The sequence below is a fragment of the Phocicoccus schoeneichii genome, from assembly GCF_014635565.1.
In the GTDB taxonomy this organism is placed as follows: Bacteria; Bacillota; Bacilli; order Staphylococcales; family Salinicoccaceae; genus Phocicoccus; species Phocicoccus schoeneichii.
Window position 1 is genome coordinate 195,989 of record NZ_BMDB01000004.1, and the last position, 22,342, is coordinate 218,330.

20 protein-coding genes and 1 rRNA gene are annotated in these 22,342 nt (G+C 35.2%); 3 read left to right on the plus strand and 18 right to left on the minus strand.

Annotated features, from left to right (window positions below):
• Positions 1-4: 4 nt before the first annotated feature.
• The 4 genes from IEU51_RS08900 to groES form a co-directional block, all read right to left on the minus strand.
• Positions 5-3,310, minus strand: a complete 3,306-nt coding sequence (locus IEU51_RS08900; protein ID WP_188349299.1) for a helicase-related protein — start codon at positions 3,308-3,310, stop codon at positions 5-7.
• The gene (locus IEU51_RS08905) at positions 3,297-4,577 is read right to left on the minus strand and encodes a sigma-70 family RNA polymerase sigma factor (protein WP_188349300.1); all 1,281 of its coding nucleotides are present in this window, start codon (positions 4,575-4,577) and stop codon (positions 3,297-3,299) included. Before IEU51_RS08905 ends, IEU51_RS08900 begins: the two co-directional genes overlap by 14 nt.
• Before the next feature lie 133 nt (positions 4,578-4,710).
• Positions 4,711-6,333: a chaperonin GroEL gene (groL, locus tag IEU51_RS08910; RefSeq protein WP_186088418.1), complete on the minus strand. Its 1,623-nt coding sequence runs from the start codon at positions 6,331-6,333 to the stop codon at positions 4,711-4,713.
• 17 nt (positions 6,334-6,350) lie between these two features.
• Positions 6,351-6,635 (minus strand): co-chaperone GroES, encoded by a 285-nt coding sequence (gene groES / locus IEU51_RS08915; protein ID WP_186088417.1) that lies wholly within the window; start codon positions 6,633-6,635, stop codon positions 6,351-6,353.
• Positions 6,636-6,795: 160 nt separating this feature from the next.
• Here groES and IEU51_RS08920 point away from each other — a divergent pair, with 160 nt between their 5' ends.
• Positions 6,796-7,551 (plus strand): CPBP family intramembrane glutamic endopeptidase, encoded by a 756-nt coding sequence (locus tag IEU51_RS08920; protein WP_186088416.1) that lies wholly within the window; start codon positions 6,796-6,798, stop codon positions 7,549-7,551.
• A 53-nt stretch (positions 7,552-7,604) separates the two neighbouring features.
• Here IEU51_RS08920 and IEU51_RS08925 read toward each other — a convergent pair whose 3' ends face one another.
• From IEU51_RS08925 to IEU51_RS08935, 3 genes are all read right to left on the minus strand, one after another.
• Entirely contained in the window at positions 7,605-8,735 is a 1,131-nt protein-coding gene (locus tag IEU51_RS08925) for a globin domain-containing protein (RefSeq protein WP_186088415.1), read from the minus strand.
• A gap of 128 nt (positions 8,736-8,863) precedes the next feature.
• The gene (locus IEU51_RS08930; RefSeq protein ID WP_186088414.1) at positions 8,864-9,688 is read right to left on the minus strand and encodes a TPM domain-containing protein; all 825 of its coding nucleotides are present in this window, start codon (positions 9,686-9,688) and stop codon (positions 8,864-8,866) included.
• The gene (locus tag IEU51_RS08935) at positions 9,688-10,284 is read right to left on the minus strand and encodes a LemA family protein (RefSeq protein ID WP_186088413.1); all 597 of its coding nucleotides are present in this window, start codon (positions 10,282-10,284) and stop codon (positions 9,688-9,690) included. The genes IEU51_RS08930 and IEU51_RS08935 overlap by 1 nt, the downstream gene beginning before the upstream one ends.
• Before the next feature lie 126 nt (positions 10,285-10,410).
• On the opposite strand from IEU51_RS08935, the gene IEU51_RS08940 reads away from it, so the two are divergent.
• Positions 10,411-12,111 carry a M3 family oligoendopeptidase gene (locus IEU51_RS08940; protein WP_186088412.1) on the plus strand — a complete coding sequence of 567 codons (1,701 nt, stop codon included), beginning with the start codon at positions 10,411-10,413 and terminating at the stop codon, positions 12,109-12,111.
• A gap of 55 nt (positions 12,112-12,166) precedes the next feature.
• Here IEU51_RS08940 and IEU51_RS08945 read toward each other — a convergent pair whose 3' ends face one another.
• The 6 genes from IEU51_RS08945 to IEU51_RS08970 form a co-directional block, all read right to left on the minus strand.
• Entirely contained in the window at positions 12,167-13,099 is a 933-nt protein-coding gene (locus IEU51_RS08945) for a midas domain-containing protein (protein ID WP_186088411.1), read from the minus strand.
• A 115-nt stretch (positions 13,100-13,214) separates the two neighbouring features.
• Positions 13,215-14,045 carry a MurR/RpiR family transcriptional regulator gene (locus tag IEU51_RS08950; RefSeq protein WP_186088410.1) on the minus strand — a complete coding sequence of 277 codons (831 nt, stop codon included), beginning with the start codon at positions 14,043-14,045 and terminating at the stop codon, positions 13,215-13,217.
• A 42-nt stretch (positions 14,046-14,087) separates the two neighbouring features.
• Entirely contained in the window at positions 14,088-15,572 is a 1,485-nt protein-coding gene (locus IEU51_RS08955) for a glycoside hydrolase family 32 protein (protein ID WP_186088409.1), read from the minus strand.
• Positions 15,572-16,330: a twin-arginine translocase subunit TatC gene (gene tatC, locus IEU51_RS08960; protein WP_186088408.1), complete on the minus strand. Its 759-nt coding sequence runs from the start codon at positions 16,328-16,330 to the stop codon at positions 15,572-15,574. Before tatC ends, IEU51_RS08955 begins: the two co-directional genes overlap by 1 nt.
• Positions 16,331-16,383: 53 nt before the next feature.
• Positions 16,384-16,629: a twin-arginine translocase TatA/TatE family subunit gene (gene tatA, locus IEU51_RS08965; RefSeq protein ID WP_308808187.1), complete on the minus strand. Its 246-nt coding sequence runs from the start codon at positions 16,627-16,629 to the stop codon at positions 16,384-16,386.
• A 15-nt stretch (positions 16,630-16,644) separates the two neighbouring features.
• A complete protein-coding gene (locus IEU51_RS08970; protein WP_186088407.1) occupies positions 16,645-17,277 on the minus strand; it encodes a redox-sensing transcriptional repressor Rex in 633 nt (210 codons plus the stop codon).
• A gap of 125 nt (positions 17,278-17,402) precedes the next feature.
• Here IEU51_RS08970 and IEU51_RS08975 point away from each other — a divergent pair, with 125 nt between their 5' ends.
• A complete protein-coding gene (locus tag IEU51_RS08975) occupies positions 17,403-19,331 on the plus strand; it encodes an ABC-F family ATP-binding cassette domain-containing protein (RefSeq protein ID WP_186088406.1) in 1,929 nt (642 codons plus the stop codon).
• Positions 19,332-19,618: 287 nt separating this feature from the next.
• Here IEU51_RS08975 and tsaD read toward each other — a convergent pair whose 3' ends face one another.
• From tsaD to rrf, 5 genes are all read right to left on the minus strand, one after another.
• Entirely contained in the window at positions 19,619-20,638 is a 1,020-nt protein-coding gene (gene tsaD / locus IEU51_RS08980; protein ID WP_186088405.1) for a tRNA (adenosine(37)-N6)-threonylcarbamoyltransferase complex transferase subunit TsaD, read from the minus strand.
• A complete protein-coding gene (rimI, locus tag IEU51_RS08985; RefSeq protein WP_229713934.1) occupies positions 20,625-21,080 on the minus strand; it encodes a ribosomal protein S18-alanine N-acetyltransferase in 456 nt (151 codons plus the stop codon). The genes tsaD and rimI overlap by 14 nt, the downstream gene beginning before the upstream one ends.
• Complete coding sequence (gene tsaB, locus IEU51_RS08990) at positions 21,053-21,697, minus strand: tRNA (adenosine(37)-N6)-threonylcarbamoyltransferase complex dimerization subunit type 1 TsaB (RefSeq protein ID WP_186088404.1); 645 nt, start codon at positions 21,695-21,697, stop codon at positions 21,053-21,055. The genes rimI and tsaB overlap by 28 nt, the downstream gene beginning before the upstream one ends.
• Positions 21,678-22,136 carry a tRNA (adenosine(37)-N6)-threonylcarbamoyltransferase complex ATPase subunit type 1 TsaE gene (gene tsaE / locus IEU51_RS08995; protein WP_186088403.1) on the minus strand — a complete coding sequence of 153 codons (459 nt, stop codon included), beginning with the start codon at positions 22,134-22,136 and terminating at the stop codon, positions 21,678-21,680. The genes tsaB and tsaE overlap by 20 nt, the downstream gene beginning before the upstream one ends.
• 82 nt (positions 22,137-22,218) lie before the next feature.
• Positions 22,219-22,331: ribosomal RNA gene (gene rrf, locus IEU51_RS09000) — 5S ribosomal RNA — on the minus strand.
• Positions 22,332-22,342: the final 11 nt, after the last annotated feature.

Sequence of the window (22,342 nt, forward strand, 5' to 3'; positions counted from 1 at the left end):
TGAACTATCTTCTTAGTCTATTTATATTGTCTTCTACTTCTTGAGGAATCTTACCCATAAAGTATTCTTCAATTACATCCCAAAACCATTCAGTATATTTTTTAATTCTTTCTCCATTACTTTTCACGTCAAACTTTTTCGTAAATAGATATCTAAGCATTTCTACACTAGTATAATGTTTGTTTTGAACATCTTGAAGAATATTGTTTTTGTAGAAATCTCCTTCTGCTATAGCTCTTTCCATTGGATAAATAGAGTTCATTCTTAAATATATTTGTGGGTTGTATCCGCCGATTACTTTGAAACTCAATATTTTTTGTACATCACCAATACCTAATGTCGCTATTTTTGCGTCCATTTCAGACTTGTTCCCCAATTTTGTACGACTATGGAAAGTGATCATGCTATCTTCTTTTTGTACAAAGTTCATTGATGGGGTTAAACAATTCTTTATATTATTTAGTATGAACTTCTTAAACAAGTCTACATCTTGAGTTATTTTATATCGAGATTGTGTTTCACTACTGATAGATCTATCCGTAATAAATTTAATTTCATTAATCTTTGAAAATTCAAATGCTGCGTTAATCACACTTTGAGCCACAGTCATAGCCTTAAATTCATCGTTAATTTTTAACGACTTTTTAAAATGGCGACCAAGGTCTCTTACTGTAAAATGTTTATCAGATATTCTATAGTTATTAGAAAAGCTTTCAAATGCTTTCATTGTCTCTTCATATTCTTGTAGGATTCGAATATCATTATATCCACTACTTGGTGTAACAATTACTCCAGACGCAAATGTTAATTCACTAAATAAGTTAGCGTGCTGTAGCTTGTCTCGTTCTTCAGGTGTGAATAATCTTCTCTTAAAATCTGGATATGAATACTTATTGTAATGCTTTTCCCAAATCTCACTTAACTTTAATTCATATACCATTGAATAATATTTACCGTCGATATCATAAAGTTTCTTCACATGCTTTCCAAGGTTAGAACTTAACAGCTTTTTCTCAAAATCTCTTGATACAAAAATTAAATCATTTCCGAAGACATTCCTTGGTCTTGCGACAAATGGTGGGTATCCTAATTTGTTCGGAGATTCAAAATCTTTTTCTATCATCAACAATACTGTTTTCACTTTATTATCTAAAGAATCTTCATGTACGTTATTATCTTCAAATATATGTTTAAAGTCCTCAGGACTTATAATCATATTACGATTATTATTTTTCTTATAGATTTGAACAATCTTTGCCATTACATCTAAAATTTGTTGCTTTCTTATTGAAGACATACCATATAATCTCATGACTTCATTCATATCTCTGTGTAAAAAATCAATCTCTGCTATCCCATAACGGTTAGTAACCTTATCTCTATCCCTTGCTGCTCTTCCAATTTCTTGGATATAGTCAACAACATTACCTGTTGGTGCGTAATGATATACATACTTTATATCTGGAATATCAATTCCCATACCAAATGCTTTTGTTGCTAAGACAAATTTTATTTCTCCGGATTGGTATTGATTTAACACTTCATCTTTTTCTTCTTTTTGTAAATTACCGAAGTATCTACCAGTATCTTCATATAATTTAGGTTCATTCTTTTTTAGAAACTCTCCAAATTCATTTAATAACCTCACTGTTGGGAAGTAAAGTAAAGATTTTTCATTATTTTTACTTGCTCTTACTAAGTGTCTTAAAGCTAAAACATTTTTTGTTTTTCTATAATCATTACCTTCTAAATTATAAGTTTTTTCGCTACTAACAACATTCATCAATATTTCTTCTCTTCTAACTTTACCAAAATAGGAAATCGGACTTATCATATTCAAGCTGTTCCTAGTATCGATGTACATATCTTCTTTTCCACCATAAATTGATGTAGCTGTAAAAGTAATAATAGGAAATTTATATTCTTTTCTTAATTTAGTTAAATATATCCCTAGATACCAATAATCTGATCTAAATGATTTTCCCCAAGTTGTTACTATATGTGCTTCATCAATAATAACCGCACCAATACTGCGATCTGAAATCAATGTCTTAATATCTGATCTTGATTGAAGAGTTTCTGGCGATATATATAGAATATCAACTTCTTTATTCGCTACATTTTCAAGAATTTTCTCTTTATCAAAAGGAAGTGTATTACCATTAATAGTAGCTGAGTTTTTTATACCTTTCCTTTTCATGCTTGAAACCTGATCATTCATCAATCCAATCAAAGGAGAAATTACTATTGTAATTGGTCTTTCTACTGGATATTTATCTAATAAATAAAGAGCAGGAATTTGGAACATAAGTGATTTTCCTGCTCCAGTTGAAGCCGTAATATAAATATCTCTAAAATCTTCTCCTAACATAGCTTTTTCTGCTTCATTGACTATATCATCGATTATCTGCATTTGAGATATTTCGATGGTTTCACTAGATTTTTCATCAATATTTTTATAGAATGCTATGTCTTTAAAATAATCATAACCATAAATGTTATTTAGGATGCTTTTATATTCTTGTTCATTCTTTATAGCTTTTCTTTGTAATGAGTGAGTAGAAAAATAAAATTTCTTGTTTGTTATTTTAGATAAGATATTTATTCTAGATAAATAGTTATTATAATTTATTACAGAATCTCCTGAAGTAACGAAAACAATATTTGCATCGAATTTCTCATTACTTGATAAATCACTTACTATATCAAGAAAAGGTATCTCATCCTCTGATAACTCAACTTGATAAATATTCTCTGGTAGATTTTCTTCCTGTATTGCTTTGTAGTCCTCTTGATCATAAAAATAATATTCTTCTACATCTTGTTCAAATTCTGGATATGTAACATAATAAACATTTCTTTGCTTCGAATAGTTTATTTTTCCATAAAAAGTATTTACATTTTCTAAAGTCTTTAACTCTTCTTTAGATAACTCATTTTCTTCATCGAAGTAGTAGTTTTTATATATTTTATCCACATCTGACAATAGGCCATTATATGGAAATTGTTTATCATATAAATTGTTTTTTAATGATACTATCTTCATATCATTAATATTGCTATGTCTTTTAAATAGTTGATACTCTTCTATCGTCATCCATTTATAACTATCATTGCTGTCTAAATTTTCTATTAAAGTTGTTCTTACTGTTTTGTATACCTCATCTAAATCTATTTGATCTATGTTGCTAAGGTCGAACTTAAAATATTTGTTCTCTTTACTTAAACTTTCTGTATCAAATCCGCTTAATACAAGAATGGAAGGTCCTACTTCCTCAAAAATTTTATTGCACTTATTAATTAGTTTCATAAAAATACTCCTCTAAAATTTTTTTTAATTTTGGTGTACGTAATTTTCTTAGAGCTTTTGCTTCTATTTGTCTGATTCTTTCTCTTGTAACACTGAAAATCTTTCCAATTTCTTCCAATGTCATTTTTTCTTGTCTACCCTCTAGTCCAAATCGGTAAATTAATACTTCTTTCTCTCTTTTAGTCAAATTGTTTGTTAGTAAATTATTTATGTCATTGATTAGACTATTTTCTATTACTCTTTCTTCAACTAATTCACCATCAGTATCTTCAATCATTTCTACAAGCGATGTGTCTCCATCTTCATTAACAGAAATATCGAGACTAGGAATGTTTGATTGGAAAATTAAAAACTTAATTTTTCTAATCTCGTCCTCTGAAATATCCATCTCATTTGAAAGTTCAAAATTTGTTACATCTCTACCTAAATATACAGATAATTCCTTTTCTATTTTTTGCAATTTATTGATTCTTTCTCGCATATGTATTGGAATTCTAATCATATCTGCTGTTTCATAAATGCCTCTGCTTGTCGCTTGTCTTAACCACCAGTATGCATAAGTAGAAAATTGATATCCTTTTGCTACTTCAAATCTTTTTATAGCTTCTAATAACCCTTCTAATGCAAATTGTTCAATGTCATCTTTATCAAGACTTGTTGTTACTAATCCTGAATATTGTTTTGCTATTTTCTTAACCAATCCTCTATTAGCAATAATTAAATTTTCAACTGCTGACTCTTGATCAATACCTTCCTTATAAGAAGTCAAATAATCTATATTAAAGGATTTATCAACAATATCTTCGTATTTTTTTAATTCTGAAGTTAAGTTTTCTGAGGATAAAAATTCATCTAAATCTATATCATTAAAGTCCTCTAGAAAATCGAATTCATCTTTATATTCAGTCTCTATTATTTTAACAAGATTTCTTTTATCTATCTCTTTAAATATTTCTTCATAGTATTGTGAGTACACATTATTTTTCTCTAATACTTCTTCAATTTGATACTTATGTATTTCTTTTTCATTCTCTAAACATACAATTAAGGTGTTTAGTACATTTAGATGATAGTGTTTGGAATAAGAATTTAACTTTATATCCAATGAATTCAACTCATTAAATACTTCAATTTTTTCAGAAAAGTTTAATGAATACTCGCGATACAATTGTATTAATCGTTTATCATCAAGCACTGATCCAAAACGTATATTGTTATTAATATATTCAATTAAAGCATTTTTACCCTTCACTTTAATCACTTCCAAATAACAGTAATTTTTGTCATACTCAAGTTAATCATATCATTTATTCTTAAAATTATTATATAATTCTATCAATTATATAATAATTTATCTCAACAAAAAAACTCCCCCACCTAGGTGAGAGAGTCCTAATTTATTACATCATTCCCGGCATGCCGCCCATTCCCATATCCATATTGCTTTCTGGTTCTGGGATGTCTGCGACTACTGCTTCTGTTGTTAAGAACATTGAAGCTACTGATCCTGCGTTTTGCAGTGCACTTCTTGTTACTTTTGTTGGGTCTACAATTCCCGCTTCAATCATATTCACCCATTCGTTTGTTGCTGCATTGTATCCAAATCCTTGCGCCTGTTCTTTCAACTTCGATACAATGACTGATCCTTCTTGTCCTGCGTTTTCTGCAATCTGACGTAATGGTGCTTCTAATGCTTTTAAGACAATATTAATTCCTGTCTTTTCATCGTCTTCTGCTTCGATTTGAGCAACTTTATCATACACTTGTACAAGTGCTGTTCCTCCACCTGCAACAATACCTTCTTCTACTGCTGCACGTGTAGAGTTTAAAGCATCTTCAATACGTAGCTTACGTTCTTTCATCTCTGTTTCTGTTGCTGCTCCTACTTTGATTACCGCAACCCCACCTGAAAGTTTTGCAAGTCGTTCTTCTAATTTTTCTCTATCGAAATTTGAATCCGTATTTTCAAGTTGTGCTTTAATTTGTTTCACACGTCCTTCGAGCGCCGCTTCATCTCCTGCGCCTTCGACGATTGTTGTGTCATCTTTTGTCACTTGTACACGTGATGCGCGTCCGAGCATATCGAGTGTCGTGTCTTTTAACTCAAATCCAAGTTCTTCTGAAATCACTTGTCCACCAGTTAAAATTGCAATGTCTTGTAACATTTCTTTACGACGGTCTCCAAATCCTGGTGCTTTAACTGTAATTGCTGTGAATGTACCTCTGAGTTTGTTTAAGACAAGGTTTGCAAGTGCGTCACCTTCTACATCGTCTGCAATGATTAAAATTGGTCTACCTTGCTGCACAATTTGCTCTAATATTGGCAATAAATCTTGTTGGAAGTTTGAGATTTTCTTATCTGTAATTAAAATGTATGGATTTTCTAAATCTGCAACCATTTTTTCTGAGTCTGTCACCATGTATGGAGATGAATACCCACGGTCAAATTGCATTCCTTCAACGACTTCTAATTCTGTTTTTAATCCGCGTGATTCTTCAATTGTAATCACACCGTCTTTTCCAACTTTTTCCATCGCTTCTGAAATGAATTTTCCGACTTCTTCATCATTCGCTGAAATTGCGCCTACTTGAGCGATTGAGTCTTTATCTTGCACTGATTTAGAAATTGCTTTTAATTCTTCTACAGCGACTTCTACTGCACGGCTGATACCACGACGAATGCCTACAGGGTTTGCACCTGCTGTTACGTTTTTAAGTCCTTCTTCAATCATTGAGTGTGCAAGTACTGTTGCTGTTGTTGTACCGTCACCTGCAATTTCGTTAGTTTTAGTTGCAACCTCTGCTACAAGTTTTGCACCCATGTCCTCAAAGCGATCTTGTAATTCAATTTCTTTTGCAATTGTTACACCATCATTTGTGATGAGTGGTGTTGTATATGATTTATCTAAAACAACGTTACGTCCTTTAGGTCCTAATGTAACACGTACTGCTTTCGCTAATTTTTCTACACCATTTAGCATCGATTGACGTGCATCTTCTGAAAACTTTAACTCTTTAGCCATCGTTTAAAATCCTCCATTTACTCAATTACTGCTAAAATATCATCATCATCTAAAATTAAATATTTATTACCTTCATACTCTACTTCTTCCCCTGCATATTTAGAGAAGTAAACTTCTTCACCAACCTCAACAGACATTGGTTGTAATTCTCCACTTTCTCTTAATCGCCCAGGCCCCACTGCAATTATTTTTCCTTGAGATGGCCTTTCTTTTGAAGAATCCGTAATAATAATGCCACTTTTAGTAGACTCTTCATTTTCATTTCTTTCTACAATAACTCTATTTCTTAAAGGTCTTAACATAAAATCCCCTCCAAAATATAATTTTTAGCACTCTTAATAGAGCATTGCTAACAATTTTTATATTACATCAAAATTGGTCAAGAATCAATCCAAAAGATTTATCTTTAGTGTGACTTTAATTTCATGTAAACTAACACTATGACTTCTTTAGGAGGACGTTATGAGAAAAGCATTTAGTTTATTTATTATACTTACTTTTATTGTTGTACAAGTCGCTGTCGTACCCATAGCAATGGTCATAGGTTTTACAAATCAAGATTTAACACAGGCTGAGTTATTAAATAAAGTGATGCCTTACCAATTCGGTGCGTTTGTACTCGGAGCAATCGCAGTGATTATTTTAGGAAATACACATAAAGATAAAAACATCTTCGAGCGTAGTGAGAAGAAATCACCATTATATGCGACGGTCCTTTGGATTATTGGTGGGACGTTCTTAGCTTATACCTCTCAAATCATTGCAGGACTCATCAACGTCTACGTACTTCAAAATCCAATAGAAAGTCAAAATACCGAAGGTATTATTGACATGGTACTCAGTGCACCTTATATGGTAATTCTCGTTGTCGTTCTCGGGCCGATTATTGAAGAGTATGTATTTAGAAGAGCGATCTTTGCAGAGTTGTATGAACTCATGGCTAGAATGAATAAAGTTGTTGCATTCTTACTTGCAGGACTCATCAGTGGACTCGTTTTTGCACTCGCACACTGGGACTTTACCCACATCATTATTTATCTCGCAATGAGCTACACATTTAGCTTTGTATATCTGATGACAAAACGCTTGATTGTACCAATCATGGTGCACATGCTGATGAACGGTATCGTCGTACTATTACAAGTCGTTTTAAAAGATCACATCGAGGCAATCGAAAAACTACAATCAGTCGCACAAGCGATCATTCATTTATTCTAAAAAAATATGACGATATGAGAAACCCTCATATCGTCATTTTTATTGGAAAATAATTAGATGGAAATACTCATCTTCGGACCGAATGGTTCGTAGTTGATTTGGTTCATTTCGAATCCTTCATCTTGTAAGAAGTGAATCATTGATTGCATGAAGTCCATAGACCCACAGAGATATACTGAGTGTTCTACATAGTCTCTGAAGTCTTTACCAGATAAACGACCTTTTTCATGTGTGAATCGTACTTCTACATCAATTTTTTCTTTCAGCGCTTCTAGCTCTTCTTTGAATGGAAGCTCTGATTCATTTCTTACACTGTAGATTAATTTAATATTTTTATTGTTACCCATTGCTTCCTCGATCATTGACATCACTGGTGTGATACCTACTCCACCTGCAATGAATAGTAAGTGATCATCTGATGGATCAAGTAAGAAGTCTCCAGCTGGTGCTGAGATTTCAACAGTGTCACCAATATTTAAATCGTTAAACATGTGGTGTGATACAACACCTTTCTCGTCGCCTTTACCTTCACGTCTTACAGCGAACTGTAAACCTTTTGAAGTGTCAATACTTGAGATTGAGTAGTGTCTTAAAGCTTCGTAATCTGAATTTTCTGGTTTAACTTTTACAGTGATATATTGACCTGCTTGTACTCCAAACTTAAGCTCATCATTTTTAACTGTAAATCTAACGATATCATCCGAAAGAAATTCTTTGTTGATGACTTCGAAAGGTTGGAATCCATCCCAGTCTGCTTCTTTATACATATCTTTTTCAACATCGATAAATACTTGCGCAATTACACCGTAGTATTTTTCCCAAGCGCTTAGGATTTTATCTGACGATTCAAGACCAAGTACATGTTGAATTGCAGCTAACAGATATTTACCAACAATTGGGTAGTGCTCAGGTTTTACATTTAGTGCACGGTGCTTGTGTCCAATTCCAATGACAGCAGGAAGAATGGCTTCAAGGTTGTCAATATGACGTGCAGCCGCAAGTACAGTCTTAGCAAGTGCTTCTGGCTGATCTCCTACCTTTTGGTTTGTTTGGTTAAACATGTTTAATAACTCCGGATGAGCTTCAAACATATTCTTATAGAAAGTCTTCGTTATTCCTGTACCGTACTCTTCTAAAACAGGTACAGTGCTTTTAATAATGTCTTTCTCTTGTTCTGTTAACACAATAACACTCCTCTAATATTTATACTGATAACAGTATATATGAAAATTTTTCTAAATAAATTGACCTATATCATTTTTTAATGTTTTTCATAGGAAAAAACAGTACATATTTCATGTACTGTCCATTTCTAAAATCCACGACCTGCGCCTCCGCCGCCTCCGGAACCACCGCCGAAGCCGCCAAACCCACCGCCGCTTGATCCGCCACCAAAGCCACCTCCGAAGCCACCATGGCCACCGGAACCACTTGTAAAGATTGGTGGATAAAGACCGCGTCTACGACGTCCGCCAGGTGGACGTCCACCACCACTCCCCCCTTTATAGAGTAGCCAAATTACAATCATAATAAATATGATAGATAAAATGACTTCAAAGAGTGAAGGGGTTTCTTCCGTATTCTGTGGTTGATCGTTTGTGAATTCTTGTGATTCAGGATCCCATCCATATGCATCTAGACTCTCGTCATAGATTGCTTTGTATAGATTTTTTATTCCCGAAGCATAATCCCCTTTTCTAAAATCATCCATGGCTACTGTGTCGATGATATTACCTAATTTTGCATCGTTTAAATATCCTTCGACTTCATAGCCTACCTGTATGTCAATACCACGGTTATTATATTCATTACCATTGTCCATGTTTAAGAATATAACAATCCCGTTGTCTCGTTCTTTTTTACCTACACCATATTCTCTGAGTGCTCTTAAAGCAAAATCTTGTCGATGTTCTTGACCTACACTATCCATAGTAAGTAGGAGTAGCTCAACGCCTGTCCCTTTTTCAAGGTGAGTGCCGAGCGCGTTTAATTCATTGATTTCTGCTTCTGTTAATAAGTGCGCATTATCTTGAACAAATAGATGTGATGTATTAAGTTCAGGTAACTCTATGCGTGCACTAGCGCTTGAACTTAAAAATAAGAATAGTATTGCAATGAGTGCAACAAGACGTTTCATTAGTCCTCACCAGAGTTATCCTCTTGATTTGTATTAAAATCTACTTTCGGCGCGTTTTTAACATTTGCGTCTGCTTCAAAGTATGGCTTCTTATCGAAGTTAAAAATTGTTGCGATAATGTTACTTGGGAATGTGCGCGTTTGTCTGTTGAACTCTTGAACTGCTGTGTTATAGTCATTTCTTGCGACAGCAATTCTGTTTTCAGTTCCTGCTAATTCGTCTCTTAAACCAGTGAACTGTTCACTCGCTTGAAGTTCTGGATAGTTCTCTGCAACCGCAAGTAAACGAGATAGTGCTGACGTCATTTCATCGTTCGCTGCACTCATCTCTTCTACTCCGTTCGCACCAGCAAGTTTAGAACGTGCTTCAGCAACTTCCGTAAAGATTTCTTTTTCGTGTGACGCATATCCTTGAACGGTACTTACTAAGTTAGGAATAAGTTCTCCACGTCTCTGTAGTTGTGTTTCAATTTGTGCTTCTTTTTGATTTACTTCTTCATCTAATTGAACAAAGCTATTGTACTTAGGCATGATAATCATTGCAGCGACTACAATGATACCAACAACAACTATGATCGGTACTAAAAATTTTTTCATTGGTGTGTCTCCTTAATAAAAGTCTATAGTACATTATAGCCTTTTATACACAACCGTAAACCATGACTTTCCATATTTATTTAGAGTAGTGTAAAATAGAATCTAACAATTAAAAGGAGTGACACAATGGTTACTAAGTTTAAAGATTTTGAATACAAACGTCCAGATCTAGACGCACTTACTGCTTCAGTCAACAAAGTTTTGGAAGCGTTTGACAAATCAGAAAGTGTTGAAGATGAAAAACAGGCAATCTATGATTATAATGATTTGATGAGTAAGTACTATAGTATGCATACACTTGCGTCTATTAGAGCATCTATCGATACAAACGATAAGTTTTACGATGAAGAGCGTAATTTCTACGATGAGTTTGGTCCAAATGTGTCTGAGCTAGAAAACAAATTCCAAAAGAGACTTGCACAAAGTAAGTATAGAAATGATTTAGAACAAGAATTTGGTTATCAATTATTTGCTTTAACAGATAATGCTGTTAAAGAATTCGACCCTTCTATCATGGACTTAATGAAAGAAGAAAACAGACTCACAACTGAGTATTCTAAACTTCTCGCGAGTGCACAAATTGACTTCGATGGTAAGAAATTATCACTGACTGAGTTTGGTAAATATATGATCGATAGTGATCGTGATGTACGTAAAAATGCATCTCTTGCGGTTCAAGGATTCATGGGTGAAAACCTAGACAAGATTGATACAATTTATGATAATCTCGTTAAAGTCCGCGACAAAATGGCGAAACAACTTGGACTTAAAGACTTTGTTGAGCTCGGATATATTCGTATGAACCGAATCGGCTATGACAGAAAAATGGTTGAGAATTTCCGTAATCAAATTAAAGAACATGTTGTACCAATCGTTAGTGATTTAAAACGTCGCCAAAAAGAACGCATCGGTGTGGATTCACTGAAATCATACGACTCAGCATTTGAGTTTAATAATGGAAATCCTACTCCTAAAGGCTCTACTAAAGAAATCATGGCTAAGGGTGCTAAAATGTACAAAGAACTTTCACCTGAAACAGATGCGTTCTATACATTCATGACTGAGCGTGATCTCTTTGATGTTGAAGCTAAAAAAGGTAAAGAAGGTGGCGGTTATTGTACATACATCAATGACTATAAAGCACCATTTATTTTCTCTAACTTCAACGGTACTCAGGGGGACGTAGAAGTATTAACACATGAAGCAGGACATGCGTTCCAAGTGTATTCATCAAGAGATGTGATTGTTCCTGAATATATTTGGCCAACTTATGAAGCAGCTGAAATTCATTCTATGAGTATGGAGTTCTTCACATATCCTTGGATGGAATTATTCTTCGAAGAAGACACGGATAAATTCAAGTTCTCACACGTATCTGGTGCGTTAGAATTCTTACCATATGGTGTAGCAATTGATGAGTTCCAGCATGTGGTGTATGAAAACCCTCAACTCACTCCAGAAGAACGTCGTAACGAGTGGAAAAAGATTGAACAGAAATATCTTCCTGAAACGGACTATGATGGAATTGAACCATTGATTCATGGTTCATTATGGCATCGCCAAGGTCACGTATTCGGTGCACCGTTCTACTACATTGACTATACACTCGCTCAAGTATGTGCGCTACAGTTCTGGAAACGTGCAAATGAAGACTTCGACAGTGCATGGAACGACTATCTTACAATTTGTAAGCTTGGCGGATCATTACCATTCGGTGAAATTGTAAAAACTGCAAACCTACTTTCTCCGTTTGAAGATGGTACGTTAGAATCAATCGTCTCACACGTAAAAGATTTCTTAAATAGCATCGACGATAAAAACCTATAATAATTAAAAAGAAAAGACCTTCTAAATCCGTCATGGAAATTAAAAGGTCTTTTGTTTATTTTTTATGAGATTTTCTCACTGGTTTAAATGAAAGTAAGAGTAATGCGAAACCAAGAATGATAATTTCGAAAATGTAAATCAATTCGATATTATCCGTAATTCCTGTCTCAGGTAGACGATCAATGTTATACTTCGTTATCTTTTTCTTTTTATCTTTATTGGCAATATTTGTTTGTGTTTCTTGTTTAGAAGTATCATTATTTTGATAAGTCGTATTGTTGTCTGTATTATTAGTTGGTTCTTCCACTGTTGTGTCTTCTTCTGGTATCTCAATTGGTTTGAATGCATCTTTGACTTTGTCGTCTAAATCATCAATTTCTGAAGATGGCGGGACGTATCCTTCATTACCGCTATTATCAGAGTCATTGTCGTCAGTAGGCTCATTGTTTCCTTCACCAGGCTCATCAGGAGTTGACGTGTCTCCATCATTGTCAGTACCTTCATTGCCTGTATCTGGTTCTGTACCATCACCTGGATTTTCCTCTTCGGTCGGTACTTCTGGTTCGGTTATTACAGGTTCTTCTGTAGTATCACCAGTGTTTTCTTCATTAGAGACGCCCGCTTCATCAGATTCTTCAGTACCTACTTCTGATTCACTCTCTTCAGCTTTTGTATTCACGTTTGACTCTTGTATTGCTTCAACATCATTGGATTCAGTTGGTGATGTCACATTGTCATTTTGTTCAGGCGTCTCTACAGATGGATGATTAACTTCTATCTCTTCAGCCACTGCTTCAGAATTTTCTGTTAGTTCATTTTCTTTATTTAGAACTTCAATTAATTTATCTTTAGAATCACGCGCGTCATTTACAGGTTCTGATAGTATTTCTGTCGGCACTTCTTCTGCGCTTACTACCGAATCTGTAGAAACACAAATTAAAAATGACCCGATCAGGATGCCATTCATTAATTTAATTGTTTTCAGCATTTTTTACCACGCGTCCATTCATCTTTTCTTCAATTATATTAAAGTAAAGCCATCTATTCCATTAAATATAGGGATTGTTACATACTCTTAATAATCATGAGATATACATTTAATTTTAAATATCTAATATATTTAATCTCTTGTAATTTGCAGTGTCTTTGACGCTCTTACAAATATAGAAGAATAAAACATCGATTACCATGAGTTGAGAAATTCTGTTTGTCATATTGATATCCACTACATTAGATTCTTCTGAACTAATTTCAATCTTAACGTCAGAAAGACGTGCAAGCTGCATGACATTTTGTTGAGTCAGTACAATTGTTTTAAGTTTTTGCTCTTTAGCAAGCTTTAAAACATCAATGACTTCTGTAGAGTGTCCTTTCGCTGACACAACAAAAAGAATATCTTTATCATTCGCAGTTTTCAGTCGCTCCATCATGAGTGTACGATCTGAAGTGAAATATGCGTTGAAGTTTAATCGTTGTAATTTTTGTTCTAAATCTTTTGCTGTGTTTGCTGAGTCTGATACGCCAAAAATGAGTGATCGATTTGCTTTCACAATGAGTTGTGCAGATTCTATGACTCTTTTATGGTTAATGATTTTTTCAGTGTTGTACAGAGATCTTAATGTATTTTGAAACACTTTCTGAAAGATTAACTCATGATTATCTGTGTTTATATCGATCGTTCGAGATAACCCTGTATCTGTGTTTTCAGTGAGCTCTTTAACAAGCTCCATCTTTAGCGCTTTTATGCCGCTTAGACCAATGCGTTTTGAAAAGCGTACGATTGCCGCGTCACTTGTGCCACTCTCTTCAGCAATTCTTTTAACTGCCATTTTAGTGACCGCTTCAGAATTATTCAAAATGTAGTCTGCAATTTTCTTTTCGACAGGAGTCATCGTCTCATACATTTTTTTAATCTGATCAAGAACAGAATACACTCTAATCACCCCAAATTATTAAATCCGTAAATGCTATGTATCTTAAATCTTGTCTCTACTTGTGATTACAGGCGCTTCCATAATGCTCGATAATTTATAATACGTCATCTCAACAAGGCAATCGCCGTTTTCAGTCACGAGCTCTACCCCCACTGCTTCCTCACTTGGGAAGATACGCGCTGTCATCGTATGCTCTCCATCATTTAAAAATACCTCGATGCTTGTTCGATCCATAAAAACAGTTAAGTTTTCTAGTGGACGTAAGAGTTCTACCGTTCGTGTTGTACCATCGACTTCATTAATTGGCTCTCCACTGAATGTGCGGTCTAAGATAACGGTCTGATTTTCTACATTGTACTTAATGACCGTTTCTTCTCTACGACTTTTTCTAAGTAAAAACGAGATCTCATTTGTCGTTAACTCTTTTAATTCAATACATAATTCATACTGACTTCCGTAAAAATCCTGTATTTTCTTTGGATACTGATCAAAGTAACCAAGTGCAGTAATCTTCTCTCCCCTTAACTTTTTAAGGTTCGGGTGTGGCGTTTGAATCACACGATCTTCTTTGATCGTTAACACGCGAGGGATCGTCAGCGCATTTTTAAATCCATCTTTTTCTGTTGGATACTCTGACTCATGAGCGGACATCGATGCAATCATGATGCGGGTGTTGTTTTTATCTAATGTTGTAACGGGTCTGTAAAAATCAAATCCATTATCAAATTCATGGAAGTCGTCATGATCTACAAAAAGTGAATTGTACTCAAAATCATTAACCATATAGCCAGACTGATAGATATTCCAAAAATTATTCTTATATTTATCTAACCCTCTTGGGTTTAAAATCATAATTGCGGCATCATCAATTGGGAATATTTCAGGAGATTCCCAGAAATATCCAAACATATCGTATCCTGTATTGAGCTCTCCTAAGAGATTGAGTGATTCTACAGACTCCCCTCGATACATGACGGCACGACCAAATTCAGATTCATTCATAGTACCGAGCATTAAGTTAACTTCAGAGCCTTCCGTAAAGACATACGGATTTCTAAAATACGTGTTATATTTCGAATGTATCCCACGAATAATTGGTGCAGGTAATTTTTGAACCTTAAATCCTGTATCAATTTCACCAGCGAGTTGATGGGTAATATATTCACCATTTTTCTCCTGAATCCCTGTGTAGAAAAGTGTGAGTACATTATTCACGACTGCGAGGCTTCCGCCATAAATATTATAGTTATCATAAAGACTTTCAGGACGCACCTTCACACCTTCGTAATTAAACGTAACTAAGTCTTCAGTTGTCACGTGGTATAGATACGTCACACTATCATTTGTCACTGTTGGCTGCCATTCATAGAACAGGTGGAATAAACCATTGATGTAACAAAAGCCACATGGTGCTCCCATAGTGCCGACCACAGGTTGTACATGATACCCGAGGCGATAAGGAGAATGCATGGATTCTTCAATTGCTTTGTCTAGAATTTCATTGTCTATATGCTCGAGTCTATCCATTACTCATCCTCCTCTAATGATTGTAGTAGTGCTTTTTCTTCAGATTTTAAATATCTCTTATAACCTGTTTTTGAAACAATGATACTAATCTCATATAAAAGAATCATTGGAATTGTAAGTAAGACGTGTGTCATTAAGTCAGGTGGCGCGATAATCGCAGCAATTACAAACAGTACAAAATATGCATACTTACGGTATTTCTTTAACATCATCGGTGTGATGATTCCAAGTTGTGTTAAGAATAAAACAAGTATTGGCATTTGGAATACGACACCAAATGGTAAAACTGTTCTCATCAAGAATCCAAAGTATTCATTGATACCGATTGTTGTCACGATTCCCATATCGTTCGAAAGCTGGAATGTGAATTCAATTATGTAAGGTACTAATACAAAATAACTAAATACAATTCCGATAATCATGAGTACAAATGCGACAGGAATATATAGAAGCGTCACTCTGCGCTCATTTTCGTATAATCCTGGTGATACAAATGCCCATAGTTGATATAGAATAATTGGAGAAACGATGATAAATGCTATTACGACAATAACAGTTAGATATATTTTTAATGGATCGGTAACGTTAAATGCATGCATTTCTATTGAATCCGTCCATGGTGCATTTTGTAAAAACTTTACTGTTGGTTTTGCGAAGAAAAATCCAACAAATATTGCTGCAACAAAGAAGTATGCAGTAAATAGCACCCGTTTTCTAAGCTCATCTAAGTGCTCCATTATTTCTTTTTCTTCATGCATACATTTCTCACCTCATTGAAAAAAGAGGCGGCCAGGGCCACCTCAGATAATCTTTATTTCGTTACTTTATCTTCTGCTTTAACAGTGCTGACTTCTTCAAGTTTTTTAGGCTCTTCTTTTTCTTCTTCGTCATCAGCTAAACCGTTGAAACCAGCCTTAAATTCTTTGAACGTAGTCCCTACTGAACGACCGAGTTGTGGTAATTTTGTTGGTCCGAAAATTAATAGCGCAATCGCAGCAATTATGATTAAACTAATTGGTGCTGGAACCATAAGCGTTATTGGTAATAAAATGCTCATAATATTCCTCCTCTGTTATTTATGCTTCATATAAAATAATAATGCTTGCATCTCAACACCTAAGTCGATGTTGTGAACAGTAACTTTTTTAGACACTTCTAACTTTTCAGGTGTGAAGTTTAGGATTCCTTTAATGCCAGCGGCTTCAAGGCGTTCAGCAATTTTAACTCCCGCTTCACCTGGTACAGTAAGAATGGCCACTTCTGCGTGATGGTCTTTGATGACTTCCTCTAATTTATCTGTGTGTAAGACCTCTACTTCATTGATGACATTTCCAATGATAGATTCCTTATTATCAAATGCTGCTACGATACTCATCTTATCATGAATATTTGTAAATTTGTAGTTTAAAAGTGCACTACCAAGGTTTCCTGTTCCGACTAAAATTACATGTTTTAATCCTGTGCCTTGAACTTGTTCTGAAAAGAACTTAACGAGCGCACGAACATTATACCCATAGCCTTTACGACCGAGTTCTCCGAAATATGAAAAATCTCGGCGAATTGTCGCCGAATCTATATCGAGTGCCTCGCTGATTTCTCTAGATGACACCCTGTCTACACCGTTATCTTCACTTTGCTTAAAATACTTAAAGTAAAGGGGTAATCGGTTTAGTGTCGCATTAGGAATTTTACGTTTTTTTGACAACCGTTCTCACCTCATACATCTTGTTCTCCAATTATACCATAAACTTGCATGCTTTTATGTGAATTTTTATATGTCGTAAACGAATCTAAAATGATGTAAAATTATTCTAAAGCGAGGTTAAAAAAATGATTGTTATGCAACTCCAAAATGTGAGCAAACATTTTAGTGGGACAGATATCATACATGGTATAAATTTAGAGATAAAAACAGGCAAAACAACTGGTATTGTTGGTAAAAATGGTGCCGGTAAAACGACGCTCATGCGCATGATGGCTGGCGTGCTTTCTTATGACGGTATTATCTCAACACCGAAAGGCATTACAGTTGGGTATTTATCACAACAAATGACTTTAGATAGTGACGCTACAGTTCGAAGTGAGATGGAGTCTGCCTTTAGTGAAGTTCTGAACGTAAAAGACAAGATGGATGATGTCACTGAATGGCTCTCAAAACATGAATATACGCATCCAGACTATAATTCAAAAATTAAAGAGTTTGAATCACTCCAATCTTATTTTGAAACTCATCATGGATATACGATTGATGTTGAAATTAAGACAGTATTAACTGGATTAAATTTCGAACTCTCAGATTTAGATCGAAACATTAACGAGTTTTCTGGTGGTCAGAAAACACGTCTTGCGTTAGGTAAGATGCTGTTAGAGCGTCCGGATGTGCTTCTTTTGGATGAGCCTACGAACCACTTGGACTTAGAGACGGTTGAATGGCTAGAGTCGTATTTGAAACGTTATACAGGTGCGATTGTAATTATCTCACACGATCGTTATTTCTTAGACCAGACGGTTGACTCTATCTATGAAATTGAATACGGCAAAGGTACTGTCTATCACGGTAACTATTCTCTTTATATGACTCAAAAAGAAGAAATCTATAAGCAGCAGATGAAACTCTACGAAGCTCAACAAAAAGAAATTAAAAAGCTCGAGACATTTGTAGAAAAAAATATAGCACGTGCATCTACGAGTGGCATGGCAAAGAGTAGGCGAAAGATGCTTGAGCATATGAATGTCATGGATCGTCCGGATTACGACCATAGAAAGGCAAGTTTCCATTTTGATATTGAAAAAGAAAGTGGAAATGACGTTCTCCGAGTAAATGATTTAGCAATTGGTTACGATGACCTAACGTTAAATGCTCACCTTAATTTCTATGTTGAAAAGAAAGACCGCCTTGCGATTCTTGGTCCGAACGGTATTGGGAAATCGACGTTAATTAAAACGATCGCAAAACTCATTCCAGCGATTGATGGGAACATTTTATATGGTACGAATGTTTCGATTGGATATTATGACCAGAAGCAAGCCGAGTTTTCATCTAATAACACGGTACTAGAAGAGTTATGGAAAGAATATCCACACATGTCTGAAAAAGATATTAGAAGTGTGCTTGGTCAATTCTTATTCTCAAAAGACGATGTTATGAAATATGTCGACCACTTGAGCGGTGGAGAAAAAGCCCGTATTCAGATTTCGAAACTCATGCTTGAAAAGAATAACGTTCTGATATTAGACGAACCGACGAACCATTTAGACATCAATAGTAAGGAAGTCCTAGAACAAGCGTTACTCGACTACCCTGGTACTCTGATTGTCGTTTCGCATGACCGTTACTTTATCAGAAAAATTGCGAACAGAGTTATGGAAATCGGACATGATGATGTCTTTTTAGTAAATGGTGATTATGAATATTATCTTCATAAGAAGGAAGAACGTTTAGCAGAAGAAAGTGCAAATGAAGTTCCGCAAGTGGAAGAGAAAAAAGATGTGAACATGGATTATCAAGAGCAGAAAGAGCGACGTTCTGAAATCCAAAAGATTGAACGTGAACGAGATGCTGTTGAAACAGTGATTCATAATTTAGAGACTCAGATCGAAACAATAGAATTAGAAATGACAAACCCTGAGATTTTTAATGACTATGAAAAATTAGATGAACTGAATGCACAACTAAATAAGATGAACAGAGACCTAGAAACTGCTATGGAAAACTGGGAATCTGCAGTCGAACGATTATCCGAATTAGAACTTGATTAACGTCAAGTTCTTATTTTCGATACTATGTTCGTTGTTTAGTTATACACATGAAAAATGTTGATTTTATCACTTTCCTCCGTAATTATCCACAAATTACAGAGTTATCCACACACTTATCCACTGTTTTACAGAATTACTCACATAGTTATCAACAAGTTATCCACAATTGTGGATAAAACGTATGTTCTGTATTGACAAGAACACAGCGTAAAGTAAGTGTAAACGATAAAACATATGTTCTAAAATCAAAAAAATACCTTCCAATTTATTAATTGGAAGGTAAACTTTTAGAAGCTAAATTCTTCTATATCTATATAGTTTTGTCCATTTAAATCTAAATCTGCAAAGTGTTTTTTGAGATATAACTCGTATGCAACTGCTCCGATCATTGCAGCGTTATCTGTACAATACTTAAGGGCTGGGATGTAAAGATTAAATCCGTGTTTTTCACTTAATGTTTCAAAGCGCCCTCTTAATCCACTGTTCGCAGCTACTCCTCCTGCAACAATTAAATCTTTAACGTCTTCAGAGATAATCGCATCTAATGTCTTCTCAGTTAACACATCGATCACACTCTCCTGGAAGCTACGTGAAACGTCTTTTTCATTAATTGGATTATTCTTTTGGCGCTCGTTATGAAGCGTATTGATGACTGCTGATTTTAGACCACTGAAACTAAAGTCGTAGCTGTCTTTATCAAGATACGCTCGTGGAAACTTGTACGTATCCTCACCCTCTTTTGCAAGTCGGTCGATTTCAGGTCCACCAGGATATGGTAAACCTAAAACACGTGCAACTTTGTCGTATGCTTCACCTACAGCATCGTCTCGTGTCTCTCCGAGCACTGTAAAGTCTAAGTGCTCATTCATCTTAATAAGCTCTGTATGACCTCCAGAAACGATTAAAGCAACGAGTGGGAATTGAAGCTTACGCTCAAGTTGATTCGCGTAAATATGACCAGCAATATGATGTACTGGAATAAGTGGTAAGTCGTGCGCAAATGCGTATGCTTTTGCAGCATTCAGACCGACAAGCAAGGCACCAATTAAACCTGGACCATATGTCACAGCAACTGCATCGAGATCCTCTGGCTTAAGATTTGCTTCTTGCATTGCTTCTTCAATAACGATAGTAATCAATTCTACGTGGTGTCTACTTGCGACCTCTGGAACCACACCACCGAAGCGTTTATGACTCTCAATTTGACTGATAACGACGTTAGAAAGCACTTTGTTACCATTCTGAACCACACTTGCAGCCGTCTCATCACAACTTGTTTCAATTGCTAAGATTTTAATGTCTTTCATCTAAATTCACCCACATTACATGTGCATCCATACCTGGTCCGTAATACTCCTTTCGGATTCCTCCGTATAGAAATCCGAGAGATTCATACAGTTTGATTGCACTCTCATTTTTAACATTTACTTCTAATGACACTTTTTTAACAGGTGGCTGCATATAATCCATTGCAAAATTCATTAGTTTTTTTGCATACCCTCTGCCCTGATGCTCTCTCTTTACAGCAATAGTCGTAATTTGTCCGTCATCAATCACTATCCACATACCAATATAGCCAATGATACTTTCGTCTATTTCTAAGACAAAATAGTGCGCAAAATTATTCAGCGTCACTTCATGGATATAAGTTTCTTTTTTCCATGTCGTAAATGGAAAGGCTTCTTTCTCAATCTTATGAACGTCATCAATATCGTCTAGCATCATTTTTCGGATGTTGATTCTATCCAATTACGTTCCGCCTCCGATATTCTTAGATATTCTGGAACTACACTGTGTGCATCTACTTCAACGAGCGCATCAGTATAATTCACAACATTTCCAACACGACTCATCACATGTGTGACATTACCTTCAAAGTTTTGCTTTAGATCTGTATTCCCTATCACGATTGCACCTGTATCTTTAACAGTTTCACTAAATTCCTCAAAAGATAAATACATCGGCTCTTTTAAAGTATCGAATGATTCACCGTCTAACTCATAGATCGCACCATACACATTTCCTCTTCGTGCATCTATGACTGGAGCAACAACACCTCGGACGCTTGCAGCCATGACAAATAGACTCGATACAGTATAAATAGGAATGTTTAATGCAACAGCTAAAGTCTTAGCTACAGTCACACCAATTCTCACACCTGTATAAGATCCTGGACCATTAGACACAACAATTTGTTCTAATTCATTCTTCTTCACATTCGTCATATTTAATAACTCACTAATATATGGCATGAGTGTTTCTGAATGTGTTCTTTTTATATTAATATTAATTTCACCCAAAATAATAGTATCTGTTACTGCTACAGATAATACTTGATCTGACGTATCAATTAATAGTGTTTTCACTTAGTTCACCAACTAACTCAATATACTTATCACCAACTGGAGTAAATTCAATTTCACGTGTCGTTTCATCTATATAACGAATAGCGACATGTAAATACTCACTTGGCAAATAATCTTCAATAAAAGTATACCATTCCACAAGGACAATATCTTCATCATTGAAATACTCGTCAAACCCTAGATCTTCGTCACTACCTTCAAGACGATAACAATCCATGTGATGGACTCTATATTTGCCCTTATAACTTTTAATAATACTAAATGTAGGACTTGTCATATGACGTTTTACACCTAAACCTTTACCTATGCTTTGTGAAAGTGTCGTTTTTCCTGCACCTAAATCACCTTCTAATAATAAAGTCATTCCAGGCTTTAGAGTTTGTCCTAAACGGTTACCGAGTTCAACTGTGTCTTCTAATGAATTCGTAACAAGTTTCAAAAGATCACCTCAATATATATAAAAAAAAGAGACCTTACGGTCTCAATGCGGCTCATCGCATCCATAATATTTATTATGTATTGCCTAGCAGCGTCCTACTCTCGCAGGGAAACCCCAACTACCATCGGCGCTGGAGAGCTTAACTTCTGTGTTCGGCATGGGAACAGGTGTGGCCTCTCCGCCATCGCCACTAGACATGGAATGTT

Coding starts and splice junctions, on each gene's coding strand:
- IEU51_RS08900 (WP_188349299.1), bottom strand. CDS start 3,310: ATGAAACTAATTAATAAGTGCAATAAAATTTTTGAGGAAGTAGGACCT.
- groL (WP_186088418.1), bottom strand. CDS start 6,333: ATGGCTAAAGAGTTAAAGTTTTCAGAAGATGCACGTCAATCGATGCTA.
- groES (WP_186088417.1), bottom strand. CDS start 6,635: ATGTTAAGACCTTTAAGAAATAGAGTTATTGTAGAAAGAAATGAAAAT.
- IEU51_RS08920 (WP_186088416.1), top strand. CDS start 6,796: ATGAGAAAAGCATTTAGTTTATTTATTATACTTACTTTTATTGTTGTA.
- IEU51_RS08930 (WP_186088414.1), bottom strand. CDS start 9,688: ATGAAACGTCTTGTTGCACTCATTGCAATACTATTCTTATTTTTAAGT.
- IEU51_RS08935 (WP_186088413.1), bottom strand. CDS start 10,284: ATGAAAAAATTTTTAGTACCGATCATAGTTGTTGTTGGTATCATTGTA.
- IEU51_RS08940 (WP_186088412.1), top strand. CDS start 10,411: ATGGTTACTAAGTTTAAAGATTTTGAATACAAACGTCCAGATCTAGAC.
- IEU51_RS08945 (WP_186088411.1), bottom strand. CDS start 13,099: ATGCTGAAAACAATTAAATTAATGAATGGCATCCTGATCGGGTCATTT.
- IEU51_RS08955 (WP_186088409.1), bottom strand. CDS start 15,572: ATGGATAGACTCGAGCATATAGACAATGAAATTCTAGACAAAGCAATT.
- tatC (WP_186088408.1), bottom strand. CDS start 16,330: ATGCATGAAGAAAAAGAAATAATGGAGCACTTAGATGAGCTTAGAAAA.
- tatA (WP_308808187.1), bottom strand. CDS start 16,629: ATGAGCATTTTATTACCAATAACGCTTATGGTTCCAGCACCAATTAGT.
- IEU51_RS08975 (WP_186088406.1), top strand. CDS start 17,403: ATGATTGTTATGCAACTCCAAAATGTGAGCAAACATTTTAGTGGGACA.
- tsaD (WP_186088405.1), bottom strand. CDS start 20,638: ATGAAAGACATTAAAATCTTAGCAATTGAAACAAGTTGTGATGAGACG.